The organism is Mesorhizobium sp. M1428 (assembly GCF_040317515.1).
In the GTDB taxonomy this organism is placed as follows: Bacteria; Pseudomonadota; Alphaproteobacteria; order Rhizobiales; family Rhizobiaceae; genus Mesorhizobium.
On sequence record NZ_JAMYKT010000038.1, the window covers coordinates 1 to 12,485 of the forward strand.

13 protein-coding genes are annotated in these 12,485 nt (G+C 62.4%); 6 read left to right on the forward strand and 7 right to left on the reverse strand.

The window, feature by feature from the left end:
- Positions 1–846, forward strand: an 846-nt coding sequence (locus NKG60_RS29805) for an IS110 family RNA-guided transposase (RefSeq protein ID WP_352976362.1), incomplete at its 5' end; no start/stop codon positions are given.
- Between the two features lie 239 nt (positions 847–1,085).
- Positions 1,086–1,574 carry an IS5 family transposase gene (locus NKG60_RS29810; protein ID WP_352869635.1) on the forward strand — a complete coding sequence of 163 codons (489 nt, stop codon included), beginning with the start codon at positions 1,086–1,088 and terminating at the stop codon, positions 1,572–1,574.
- Between the two features lie 24 nt (positions 1,575–1,598).
- Here the strand turns inward: NKG60_RS29810 and NKG60_RS29815 are convergent, their stop codons facing one another.
- From NKG60_RS29815 to NKG60_RS29845, 7 genes are read right to left on the reverse strand one after another with little or no spacing between them, the layout of a single operon-like run.
- Positions 1,599–2,390, reverse strand: a complete 792-nt coding sequence (locus NKG60_RS29815; RefSeq protein ID WP_023722251.1) for a sugar isomerase domain-containing protein — start codon at positions 2,388–2,390, stop codon at positions 1,599–1,601.
- A gap of 36 nt (positions 2,391–2,426) precedes the next feature.
- A complete protein-coding gene (locus NKG60_RS29820) occupies positions 2,427–3,197 on the reverse strand; it encodes a GntR family transcriptional regulator (RefSeq protein WP_352869613.1) in 771 nt (256 codons plus the stop codon).
- The gene (locus tag NKG60_RS29825) at positions 3,194–4,069 is read right to left on the reverse strand and encodes an ROK family protein (RefSeq protein ID WP_352976364.1); all 876 of its coding nucleotides are present in this window, start codon (positions 4,067–4,069) and stop codon (positions 3,194–3,196) included. Before NKG60_RS29825 ends, NKG60_RS29820 begins: the two co-directional genes overlap by 4 nt.
- Positions 4,066–4,806: a PIG-L deacetylase family protein gene (locus NKG60_RS29830; protein ID WP_352869617.1), complete on the reverse strand. Its 741-nt coding sequence runs from the start codon at positions 4,804–4,806 to the stop codon at positions 4,066–4,068. The genes NKG60_RS29825 and NKG60_RS29830 overlap by 4 nt, the downstream gene beginning before the upstream one ends.
- Positions 4,803–5,636: a carbohydrate ABC transporter permease gene (locus NKG60_RS29835; RefSeq protein WP_352869619.1), complete on the reverse strand. Its 834-nt coding sequence runs from the start codon at positions 5,634–5,636 to the stop codon at positions 4,803–4,805. Before NKG60_RS29835 ends, NKG60_RS29830 begins: the two co-directional genes overlap by 4 nt.
- Positions 5,637–5,638: 2 nt before the next feature.
- Positions 5,639–6,571 carry a carbohydrate ABC transporter permease gene (locus tag NKG60_RS29840; protein WP_352869621.1) on the reverse strand — a complete coding sequence of 311 codons (933 nt, stop codon included), beginning with the start codon at positions 6,569–6,571 and terminating at the stop codon, positions 5,639–5,641.
- A 27-nt stretch (positions 6,572–6,598) separates the two neighbouring features.
- A complete protein-coding gene (locus NKG60_RS29845; RefSeq protein WP_352976366.1) occupies positions 6,599–7,864 on the reverse strand; it encodes an extracellular solute-binding protein in 1,266 nt (421 codons plus the stop codon).
- 326 nt (positions 7,865–8,190) lie between these two features.
- Between NKG60_RS29845 and NKG60_RS29850 the strand changes: the two genes are divergently transcribed.
- The 4 genes from NKG60_RS29850 (at position 8,191) to NKG60_RS29865 (ending at position 12,312) form a co-directional block, all read left to right on the forward strand.
- Positions 8,191–9,483: an ABC transporter substrate-binding protein gene (locus NKG60_RS29850; protein WP_352869625.1), complete on the forward strand. Its 1,293-nt coding sequence runs from the start codon at positions 8,191–8,193 to the stop codon at positions 9,481–9,483.
- Positions 9,484–9,526: 43 nt separating this feature from the next.
- Positions 9,527–10,417: a carbohydrate ABC transporter permease gene (locus tag NKG60_RS29855; RefSeq protein ID WP_352976370.1), complete on the forward strand. Its 891-nt coding sequence runs from the start codon at positions 9,527–9,529 to the stop codon at positions 10,415–10,417.
- On the forward strand, positions 10,414–11,286 hold the full coding sequence (locus tag NKG60_RS29860; protein ID WP_352869629.1) for a carbohydrate ABC transporter permease: 873 nt from the start codon (positions 10,414–10,416) through the stop codon (positions 11,284–11,286). The genes NKG60_RS29855 and NKG60_RS29860 overlap by 4 nt, the downstream gene beginning before the upstream one ends.
- 114 nt (positions 11,287–11,400) lie before the next feature.
- On the forward strand, positions 11,401–12,312 hold the full coding sequence (locus tag NKG60_RS29865) for an ankyrin repeat domain-containing protein (RefSeq protein ID WP_352976371.1): 912 nt from the start codon (positions 11,401–11,403) through the stop codon (positions 12,310–12,312).
- The last annotated feature ends 173 nt before the right edge of the window (positions 12,313–12,485 follow it).

Below are 12,485 nucleotides of genomic sequence, written 5' to 3' on the forward strand. Positions count from 1 at the left end.
AATCAGGTTCTGGACGCGGCCAGCATCCTGGTCGACCGCCGGTCACGCCGCGCCAAGACGGACCGCCTCGATGCGGCGGCGCTGCTGCGCACGCTGATGGCGATGGAACGTGGCGAGCCGAGGGTCTGCCGGGTTGTGCGAGTGCCGAGCCTCGAGCAGGAGAACGATCGCCGTCGCAGCCGGGAACGGGCTCGGCTCGTCAACGAACGCGGCCAGCATTCGAGCCGCGTCAAGGGGCTTTTGATGACCCAGGGCATCCGCGACTTCAAGCCAGCCAGACGGGACTGGCGTGAGCAGCTCGAGACGCTGCGCACGGCTGACGGGCGGGATCTGCCGCCCTGCCTGAAGAACGAGATCAAGCGCGAGTGCCGCCGCTTGTGGCAAGTAATCGAGATGATCATGGAGGTCGAGGCTGAGCAGCGTCAGGCCGCCGAGACCACAGCTCCCGGGATCGCCCAACTGAGTCATCTGCGTGGCATCGGCCTGACTATCGCAAGCGTAATGACGAACGAGGTGTTCTTCCGCGATTTCCAGAACCGGCGTGAGGTCGCCGGTTATCTCGGTCTTGCATCCAGCCCTTGGAGCAGCGGCGCGGTCAGCCGCGACCAAGGCATCCAGAGATCGGGCAATCCGCGAGCGCGACGAACCGCCATTGAACTCGCCTGGCTGTGGCTGCGCCATCAGCCCGATAGCGGTCTCGCGCGCTGGTTTCACGAGCGCGTCGGCACCGGCAAAGGACGCATCCGCCGCACCATGATCGTCGCCTTGGCGCGCAAGCTGATAATCGCCTTGTGGCGGTATCTGACCCAGGGCCTGCTGCCGGAGGGCGCCATGACCAAGGCCTGACGAAAGAGTTCGACGCGAGGGCGGCCAACGTCACTTGCGACGAAGCGGGATGGATGTGGACCGGCGCCCCCCAGGGCTGTTAACGCCGTCAAAAAGATGGGTCCCATCCTTCCCGGCCTCGCCAAACTTGCCCGTGCATGCGGGATATGGGTGCAGGCTCCACCCGAGCCGACCGGATATGAGGTGATGTGGACTTGTTCCGCAATTCGCCGCGAGGCCGATCCCGACTACGTTCGAAAGTGACTAAGCCGTCACCACTACCATTGACACGATGTGCCTCATATGAGGGGGATCGAGATTATTGTCTCGGTCGTTCCCGATGCGGGCTGACGACCAAAATCCATGCTCTTGTCGACGCCGAAGGCAGGCCGATCAAGCTGACGCTCACGGCAGGTCAAATGAGTGACATCGGCTACGCAGCGGACTTGATCAAGGATTTGCCCGAGGGTGCCATGCTGCTCGCCGACAAGGGCTATGATGCCAACGCCTTGCGCAATGCCGTCACCGAGCGCATGGGCCAACATCCCGCCCAAGGCCAACCGCAAGGACCCAATGTGCTTCAGCCCCTTTCTCTACAAGGCCCGCAACCTCGTCGAACGTTCTTCAACAAGGCCAAGCAGTTCCGTCGCATCGCAACTCGATATGACAAGCTGGCAGAAAACTACCTTGCTGCCCTGAAACTCGTGTCAACTCGCATCTGGCTACGCGGTGATGAGTCTACGTCCTAGCGTTTTGCGTGCCCTGCCCGGTTGTCATTCGCCGCGCATGGTCGCCTGGAACGTCGGCAGGTGCTTCTTCTGCGCCTCGAGCATTTTCTCGCGATAGACGCCATAGATGACGTCGGTGTCGTGCAGTGTGACGCCGGCAATTGTCGGCGAGGCAAAAACCGGCAGTTCGATGCCGCGTTTCGAAAGCGCCTCGGCGGTGCGGGCGATCAGCTCATGCGCCAGGATCATGGCAAGCACGGTCGACGAACCGGAGACCGGCCGGCTCCAGCCCTCGACCGGCACGATGGCATCCTCGATCGGCGAGCAGGTGTCGATGACAAGGTCGGCGGCATCGGCAAGCCGTTTGCCGGAAGAGTGCGTCGCCGGCTTGTCGAGATTGTTCTTGCTAGTTATCGCAACGACGAAGATGCCGCGTTTTTTCGCATAAAGCGCGGTGTCGATGCCGGACGAATTGCGGCCGCTGTGGCCAAAGATGATGATCGAATCGCCTTTGTTCAGCGGCTGGTGGTCGAGGAATTTCTCGGCGTATTTCTCGGTCCGCTCCAGCCACAGAAGTTCGCGCACGCCGCCGGCGCCGAGCACGTTATGCCACATGACACGCGGGTCGGTCAGCGGATTGAAGCCGACATAGCTGCCGTAGCGCGGAAACACTTCCTGGACCGGCAACACCGAGTGGCCCGAGCCGTAAAGATGAACCAACCCGCCGCTCTCGAGCGTGTCGGCAAAGCGGCTGGCCGCTTCGCCAAAGGCTTCGGCATTGGCTTTCGAGGCCTGTTCGATGAGGGCGGCAAGGCGGGGTATGTAAAGATCGGACACGTCGGTACTCCTGTTATGGGTCGGCTTGGGTATGGCTCAGCTTCTTGCGGTTGGCGCGGCGCGACCGGCACGCAGCGTCGAGCGGATTTCGTAGCGGTCGCCACGCATCACCGAGACGGTGAATTCGAACGGGCCGCGCTCGTCGGTGGTGATGCGCTCGACCACGAAAGCGGGACTCCCCGCCGGCAGATCAAGCAACTCGGCATCCGCCGCCCCGACAGCGCCGACACGGTAGTTTTCGCGCGCTGCGACCGGCACGATGCCGTAATGGCGTTCCAGCGCTTCGTAGAGCGAGCCCTGCAGGAGGCCGGCATCGAGAAAGCCGGGCACGCGCGCGGCCGAGAGTTGCGCCGTCTGGATACCGATCGGCTCGTTGTTGCCCAGCCTGAGCCGCCGGATGCGCACCACCGGGTCGCCCTCCTCGATCTCCAGCGCTCCGGCCGCGGCGACATTGGCGGTGGTCAGGCTGCAGTCGAGCAAGCGCGAGCCAGCGACCACGCCCATATTGCCCATTTCTTGCGTGAAGCTGGTCAGTTCGCGGGTGCCTGCGACCAACGTGGTGGAGCGCACGAAGGTGCCGCGGCCATGTTCGCGCCTGAGCAGCCCGTGCTCCTCGAGATTGCGCAGGGCGTGACGTAGCGTGATACGGCTCACCCCGAACAGGGCGCACAGTCTGTCTTCGGCCGGAATCTGGTCGCCGGTCGCCCACTCGCCGCTCTTGACGATGGCGCGGATGGCCTCTTCCACCTGATACCAGAGCGGCTCGGGCCTTCGGCGGTCGGGTTGCTGAAAGGTCGGCTCGCTCATCTTATCTGCCTCCACTGTGCTCCGGCGAGGCCGGCCAGCGAGGCGCCGACGAGACCGGCGCGGGAGCCGAATTCGCCTGAGCGCAGAACGATGTCGCGCAGATGCGGCGGCAGCTGACGCCGCAAAGCCGAAAGCAGCGGCGGCCCTACCACGTCCAGCGCATCGGCAAGGCCCCCGGAAATCAGGATCGCCTGCGGATCGAGCAGCGCGACCGCACCCGCAAGGGCAGTGCCCAGCCGGCGCGCCGGCAGCTCCAACGCGTCAAGTGCGGCCGTCTTGCCAGCCCGGGCGGCCTCGACCAACCTGCCGCCATTGGCCAACCCGATCTGGCGCGCCGCGGCATCGAACCCACGCCCGGAAGCGAAGCGCTCCAGCCAGCCGCTACGGTCCTCGCCTTCATCCTTGATGTCGGCGCACGCCCAGCCGAAAGAGCAGGCGCCGCCACATGCGCCGGCAACGATGCGGTTATTGACCAGAACGGCGGAGCCGATACCGGTGCCGATCGCCAGCAGGATGGCATCGGACAGGCCCTTTGCGGCACCTTCGATCGTTTCGGCCAGCATGGCGATCTGTGCGTCATTGCCAACGGCAACGCGCAGACGAGGAAACAAGGCCGCGATGTCGACACCGTCGAGATAGGGCAGGTTCGGAATCCAGCGGCAGACCGAGCCTTCGACAAGCCCCGGCACCGCCAGGCCGAGTGCCTCGACCGGGCCTGCCTCGGCTCGCAAGGCACCGATACGGGCGACAAAGGCATCAAGGCTTGCCGGCGCAGGCTCGCGGCTCAGCATCTCCAGCCAGCGAACATCGCCGGTATGGATTGCGGCGCGCAAATTGGTGCCGCCAAGATCGATGGCCAGAACGCGTGTCATCGAGAGCGGCTCCGATTGGCAGCCGGCGCGAACAGCCCGCTGCCGGCATGCCAGGACTGCGATTCGGCTGCAAAACCCTGCGCGTAGCGCGTACCGCGCAGGCAGCCGCGCAGCCGATAGAGTGCGCTGTAATAATCGACATAGGGGAAACTGCTCAGGCCACGTGCCAGTTCGTATTCCTGCACCGCCTCGCTCCAGGCGTCGAAGCCGCTGCTGACGTCGACGAGATGTTCGGCGCGAAAGCCTTCGTCGTCCTCCCAGTTCTCGCCAAACAACAGCAGTTGCGGCGAGTGCGCGGCATGGACGCGCTTCAGCGTCGGCAGTGCCGCAAAGAAAATGCCGGTCTGCGTCAGTCGGGCCGCGGCGCGATGGTCCTTGTGCCAGCTGCCATGCCAGTGGGTGATGACGATTTCGGGCTTCAACTCGCGGACAACATCGCAAACCTTGAGCGCCGTCTCATCGTCGCAAGGCAGGAAGGCGTCGTGCAGCCCGAGACTGCGCATGGTAACCCCGAGCCTTGCTGCCGCCTTTGCCGCCTCCTCCTCCTTCTGGACGCGATAGCGCTCGGGGATGAGGCTTGGATGACCCTGCTCGCCCATGCTGAGGTGCAGGAAGGTGACTTCGGCGCCGCCTTGCACTGCCGCCGCCGCCAGTGGACCAGCAATCACCTCGGCATCGAAGGCATGCGCCCCGACGACCAGAATCGTACGTACGGCATAGACCTTGTCCTCGATCATTTCGCGCCTCCCCCGGAGCCGACGCCTTCGCGAATCTGGCGGGCAAGCAGACAGTACATGATCAGGATGGGCGCCATGGAGATGGCAAGTGAGGCGAACACAAGGCCCCAATCCGTGCGGTACTGGCCGACAAACACGCTGATGGCCAGCGGCACGGTCTTGTAGCGGTCGTCGAAAATGAAGATCAGCGGGAAGAAGAAGTCGTTCCAGACGGCGATGGCGGTGAAGATCGCAACGATCGATATAGCGGGCTTCACCATCGGCAGCACGATCTGGAACAAGATGCGCGCCTCACCGGCCCCGTCCATGCGCGCCGCCTCGTCGATCTCGGACGGCAGGACCCGCATGAAGTTTGCGAAGATGAAGACGGCAAAGGGAATGCGGATCGCCGAATAGACGAGGATCAGGCCAGTCAGCGAATCGAGCAGGCCAAGGTTGCGCATCAGCGTGAACAGCTCCACCGAGGCAAGCCGGATCGGCAGCATGATGCCGGCCAGGAACAGGCCGAGCATGATGCCGTTCCATCCCAGCCGGTAGCGGCTCAGCGGATAGGCGGCCATTGCTGACACGACAATCGTCAGGAGCACCGCACCGGCGGTGACGATCAGGCTGTTGAGGAAATTCTGGCCGAGATCGGCGCGCGTCCAGGCAGTGGCGAAATTGTCGAAAACCCAGCTTTGCGGCAGGCCGAGCCTGTTGTCGTAGATTTCCGCCGTGGTCTTGAAACAGGAGACGACGAGAATGTAGAGCGGCAGCAGCACCGCAGCAGTCCACACGACCAGCGCCGTCCAGCCGGGCAGCCGTGCAAGCTGTTGAGGGATCGCGAACATGTTCACAGTTGCACCGTGCGACGGTCGAAGAAGCGCAACATCAAAAGCGTGCCGACGCTGAGGATCAGGAACAGCAGCGTGCCGAGCGCCAACGCCAAGCCTATATCCGTGATACCGACGGCGCCTTCCGCGCCGAAAGCGAGGCGGTAGAAATAGGTCACCAGCGTGTCTGTGGAATAGCTTGGATTGCCCTGCACGCCTTGCATGACATAGACGATGTCGAACTGGTTGAAGGTGTTGATGAACGACAGCGTCGTCAACGTGCCGATGGCCGGCATCAGCAAAGGCAGGGCAACCGAGACCAGCATGCGGCCGCTGCCGGCGCCATCCAGCCTGGCAGCCTCGAATATCTGGGCCGAAATCTGCCTGAGGCCGGCGGTGTAGATCAGCACCGGCAGGCCCATCCAGTTCCAGGCATCGACGGCGATCAGCATCACGAGTGCCGTATGGCTGTTGCCGAGAACGGTCAGGCTGCCTTGATGCAGGCCAAGGCCGTTGAGCATCCATTCGATGGTGCCGCCGGGCGCCAGCAGCAGCCGCCACAGGGCACCGACGATGACGGGGCTCAGCACCGCCGGGAAGAAGAATACCGACTGGAAGAAGGCCGCCCTCTTTTCGCGCAGAAACAGCAGCCAGGCAAACAGCAGACCAAGGCCGTTCTGGAACAGCATGATGCCGAAGAACCAGGCGACGTTGTGCCAGAGCGCCCCGTAGAGCCGTCCACCGCTCGGGAAAACGAACAGGCGGGTAAAATTCGACAGGCCGGCGAACTCCAGCATGCGCAGGCCCCTCCAGACGAAGAAGCTGCCCCACAGCGACATCACCAGGGGATAAAGGACGAACAGCGCATAAACGGCCAGTGCCGGCACGATGAACAGCACGGCCATGCGCTGCTGGGTGCGCTGAAGGCTGCTTTTGCGGCGACGGGCGATCATGTGCTGTTTCGCGCAGGGTGTGACGGCCTACTGCTTGGGCTTGAACCAGCTGCTGACGGCGGCCTGCATATCCGCCGCCAGCTTCTGCGGCGTAATGTTGCCTTCGACCATGTCGATGATCTCGGACTGCAGGATCGAGGAGGCCGTCGGCGTCTGCCAGCGGAAGCCGACAAGCGTCAGATAGGGTGTGGAATTCTTCGACATCTCCATCATCGTGGCGAGTACCGGATCTTTCACGGTAACGTCGGTACGGGCCGGCGGCCAGCCCAACGCGTCGGCGAAGAGCTGCGCGAACTCGGCCGAAGCCATGAAGTTGAGCACCTTGATCGCAGCTTCCTTGTTGGTGCTGTCAGAGACGAGACCATAGGAGCCGTCCGAAAAGGCCGAGGTGTAGAGCTTGGTGGCAGGATCGTCGGCGGGGAACGGGAAAATCGAGAATTTCAGCTTCGGGTTCTGCGCCTTGAAGCTGCCGTTCTCGAACGAGCCGCCGAAGAACATGGCCGCCTTGCCGCCGATGAATTGCTGTGTCGAGGTGGTGTAATCGACCCCGGCAAAGCCGTCGGAGAAATACGGTTTCAACTCGGCATAGCGTTTCAGGGCAGCCACGTAGCGCGGATCCTCGAAGGTCGCCTTGCCGCTCATCATTTCGTCGTAGAAGCCCGGGCCATAGATGGTCGGGCCGACCACGCCGACGCCGATCTCCAGCGCCCAGGCGGAGCCGTTGGCGCCGCCGGCGGCTATTGGCGTTATCCCCGCCCCTTTCAGCTTCTCGCAGGCGGCGACGAAATCTTTGTAGGTCTTGGGGATTTCGACTCCCTGGGCGGCGAAGATGTCTTGATTGTAGAAGACACCCATCATCGGCACCGAATAGGGCACGCCATAGATCTTGCCGTCGGCGCGGCCACGAGCGCCGCCCAGCGCGCTATCGGGCATGCTCTTCAGCTCCGGCACGCTGTCGTCGAGCGCGTCGAGATAGCCACCCTCGATGAACGGCTGCAGTTCGCCGTAAGCCTTGAGCTGGGCGATATCAGGCCCGCGGCCGCCACGCAGCGCCGTGCTCAGCCGGTTCTGGTAGTCGGCGTCGGGGGTGAACTGGATGTTGACCTTAATGCCGGGAGTCTTGGCCTCGAAGGCGTCGAAGATGCGGCGCATCGCAACCTGGTCCTCGGTGCGCCAACTCCACAGGGTCACGGTGTCGTCAGCCTTTGCCGGCAGTGCGGTGAAGACCCCGGTGCAGACTGCGGCAAAGCCGCCGATCAGGCCGAGTGCGGCGCGTCGATGAATTGAAACCATGCTCAGTCTCCCATTCTTGTCGATTGTCATTCCCACGGCGTTCAAAAGCCGAGAGGCAGTCATAGCTTTTCTCATGTCATTATAACGACATGACTTCGACCGCAAGTGCCTTTGCAGTATGTTCGGGCATGGCCGGCAGGGGAGAATCAGCTCGAACTGTATCAGTTAATTCTTTGTTTTTACAAGATAATCTCGCATGCTCTGTGGACCGCAGCATGAAAACGCCGCAACACCGGCAGGAGCTCTCCACGAAGATAGCGCTTGCATCGTTGCTTCAAGTTGTCATAACGTCACGGACATCGCTGTGCGGCTATGGGGAGGGTCAGATGTCTTTGGCTTGGATTTCGAAACTGGCACTGGCTGCAGGGTTGTTGGCCTCGCCCACCGTTGGTTGGGCCCAATCGGTCAACATCTCCTATCTGACCCACTGGTCGCCCGAAACGGTCGCTTTGCTGGACGCCGCGGCCAAGGACTACGCCAAGAGCAATCCGGACGTGACCGTCACCGTGCGCGCCGTCCCCTTCGGCGATCTCCTGACGACACTGCGTTCCCAGGGCGGCAGCTCGGACGGGCCGACGATCGGCGGCATCTATGATTTGTGGCTGCCCGAACTGGCGCGAGACAAGCTGGTCGCGCCGGCCCCCGATGCGGTTGCCGGCGAGGTCAAGAGTGCGTGGCCGACCGGTGTCGTCAGTGCGGCCTCTGTTGGCGCCACGCTTTACGGCATTCCAAACGAGATCGACGTCTATGCGCTGAACTACAACAAGGAGCTGTTCAAACGGGCAGGCATCGCAGCCGCGCCGAAGACCTGGTCCGAATTGAAGGATGCGGCCCAGAAGCTGACCAGGAAAGATGCCGGCCAGCAAGGCTTCGGCATGATCAATTCCTGGGCGGCGGGCGTCGTCCATCCCTTCGCCTCGCTGCTGGTCTCCAATGGCGGCGAGCTGGTCAAGGACGGCAAACCGATGCTCGACAGTGCTCAAGCCGGTGAAACTTTCCAGCTTTACGAGGACCTGATCAAGTCCGGCGCCAGCGATCCGGCGATGGCCACGGCCGACGCCAACACAACCGGCCCTTTCCTAGACAATTTCGTCTCCGGCAAGACCGGCATGATCATCATGGCCAACTGGTGGGAAAGCGCATTGAAGAGCGGCATGGGCGACAAGTTCTCCAATATCGCCACCGCACCCATCCCGGTCGGTCCGAGCGGCGACAAGCCGCACTCGATCTCCTATTCATGGATGACCGTCGTCAACGCCAATGCCGGTCAGGCCGAACAAAAAGCGGCATGGGATTTCCTGGTATGGCTGAACAGTCCGAAGTCCGGCAAGAACGGCGCATCGGCAATGTCGGATATTCTGATGTCGATGGGCATCCTGCCGACGCGGACCTCCGACATCGAAGCCCATAAGGACAAGCTCGGTTCCGAGTTCCTGTCCGGCTATGTCAGCGTGCTTGCCGACGCCAGGCCCTTCCCGGTCGTCCCGGGAGGGCAGGAGTTCAGCGAATCGCTGCAGCAGACGCTCGAGGCGTTGCAGTATGGGCAGCTCTCGGCCAAGGATGCGCAGGCGAACGCGCAGGCCGATGCCGTCTCGATCCTGGAGCGTGCCGCCAAATAGCGAAGGCGCTGTTTCGAGAGCCCGACGCTTTGGAAGCAGAGCGATGATCAAGACCTATCGTGCCTCGGCGGGCATCATGCTGGCGCCCGCCGTGACACTGATCGGCATTTTCATCCTTTTGCCAATGCTGCTCACCCTCTGGCTGTCATTCCAGGACTGGTCGACGCAAACGTCTTTTTCCAATGCGAGCTTCATTGGCTTCGACAATTTTCGCGAAATATTCGGACCGACTTCGGTCGGGCGGGATTTCAAGCGAGCGCTGCTCAACACCGCCATCTACACGGCATTGTCGGTGATGCTCATCCTGCCCCTTTCGGTAGTGTTCGGCTTGATGGTCTACCAACGGGATGTCGCAGGCGGCACGGCGCTGCGGACCGTGTTGTTTTCCACCTACATGGTGCCGATGATCGCCGTGACGCTAGTTTGGTCAAAGCTCTATTCGCCGAGCGAAGGGCCGCTCAACCAGATGCTCGGCCTCGCCGGCATCGGCCCGCAACCCTGGCTGTCCTCGCCAAGATCGGCGTTGATCTCGATCGTCGTGCTCAATGTCTGGCAGCAGATCGGCTATTTTACGGTGCTGGCCGTTGCTGGGCTGACCCAGATTCCGGGCAGTCTTTACGAGGCGGCGACGCTTGACGGCGCCAACCGGCGCGAACAGTTTCGCTTCATCACCTTGCCGCTGCTACGCCGCACGCTCCTGTTCAGCGCCGTCATCGCCATCATCAACGCCGTGCAGGTATTCGAGCCGGTGGCGCTGATCACCCAAGGAGGGCCGGTCGGCTCGACCAACGTGCTGACCTACCATATCCGCCGGGTTGGCATCGAGCGCGCGCAAGGCGGGCTGGGCTCGGCCATGGCAGTGATGCTGATGCTGGCGCTGATCGTCATTGTGTGTGCGCTGTTTGCGTTCGCCAACCGGAAGGATGATGAATGAGCACGCCGGGCCGCTCAGCATCGAGCCGGCTGGCGCGCAAACGCCTGGCGGGCCGCAGGACGCTGCTCGCTACGCTGATGCTGCTGGTTGCCGTGGCCTCCGCCTTCCCGTTGTTGTGGATGGTGCTCTCCAGCCTGAAAACCCCGGCCGAAACCATGCAGGTGCCGCCGGTGTGGATACCGCGGACGCCGAGCCTCGAAGCCTATGAGAAAGTGTCCGGGGTGATCAATGTCGGCCGCTCGATGTGGAATTCGCTGGTGATCGCCACGATCACCACCGCCGGCATTTTGGTCACCAGCATGATGGCTGGCTATGCCTTCGCCAAGCACCACTTTCCCGGCCGCTCGCTGCTGTTTTCGGTGCTGATCGCCACCATGTTCCTGCCGCCGATCGTCACGCTGATCCCGCTTTACCGTCTCGTCGGATCGATCGGCCTGAACGCCAGCCTTGCCGGCATTATCATACCCAACCTCGCCAATGCGTTCGGCATTTTCCTGATGCGCCAGTTCATAGCCGGCGTGCCGGACGATCTGATCGACGCCGCGCGGATGGATGGGGCGTCGGAACTCCTGATCCTGTTCAAGATCGTCGCGCCGAGCGTAGCGCCGGCAATCGCGGCATTGGCGCTGTTTGCCTTCGTCTATCACTGGAACAGCTATCTCTGGCCGCTGACGGTTCTACAGGGCAATGCACATGACTATCCGATCGTCATCAGCCTGAGCCGCCTGCTCAGCTACAACAGAGGTGCTCTCAACACCGGACTGGTGATGGCTGGTGCCACACTTGCTGTGCTGCCGCCGTTGGTGCTCTTCGTCTTCCTGCAGCGCTTCTTCGTGGATTCGATCGTCGGCTCGGCCGTCAAGGGGTAGCGTCGGCGGGTAGTGGTCGACCCACTACCTGGCCGGCACTTGACTGGTCAGAGCATTTGATCGGGTGATCGGGTATATTTTACTCAATCATCGTATCGGCAGAGGGAGAGCCAGATGCGTGAACTGATTGGAAGCGTGCTCATCTATTTGGGTGCTCTCACAGTCGCCCAAGGCGGTCCGCTTCACAAGGCGGCCAAGAACGGCGACCTGGCTGCCATCGCGGCGGCCCTTGATGCAGGGGCGGACATTGAAGAGCAGGACAAGGGGGCCACTCTCCTCTTTCTGGCAATTCGTGGCGGCCATCCTGAAGCGGCAGAACTGCTGATTAAGCGCGGGGCCGATGTGAACAAGGAGTCGGCGATCGGCCTGCCGCTCACAGTTGCCGTCCTGAAGAACTCCGTCGACCTCATGCGACTGTTGTTGGCACACGGTGCTGACCCTAACGCCGCAGCCAGGGGCGAAACCATGTTGCACTTCGCGGTCGCGAACGGCTGTCTCGATTGCGTCAAGGTGCTCGCTGAAGCCGGCGCGGACGTCAACGCCATCTGGATCCAGGGTGACCCCGCCGGTCGACCGGGCATCATCACGCCCTACCACCTTGCAAGGCACGACGACCATGCCGACATCGCAGCCTATCTGCTGGCTCATGGCGTCGTCATTCTGAAGCCCGAGCCGATTTCCGCGAAGCTGGCAAACGGCGACTCGGCGAAGGGCGCGGCGTTCTTTGCCGCCAACTGCGCCCCCTGTCATGTCAAGCGTGCACAGGATGTACCTACCATCGGGCCGAACCTGTGGAGCGTTGTCGGACGCAACAAGGCGTCGACGAAGTTCGAGGGCTACTCCCAAACCCTCATGGCTTGGGAGGGTCCCTGGACCTACGAGGACCTCAACATTTTTCTCGCCGGTCCTACTCTCACAACGCCGGGCGTAAATATGGACGTTCGTGGCGCGCCTGATGAAACTGATCGGCTGAACGTGATCGCCTATCTGCGAACGCTCTCTGACTCGCCGGTTCCGCTGCCCTGAACTGCATGGCTCGCTCAGCCCGTCGATCAGAACAGCGCCGTCGCCCATGGTGAAGCCCCCAAGGTCGCATCAAACGACTTCGAGCCATTAACTTTTTGGGCGAACACCCAGTAGGGGAATGACCTACCGGATCTGCAAACGGCCCGCCCTTCCCAAAGTTGGGCCGTTCGGAG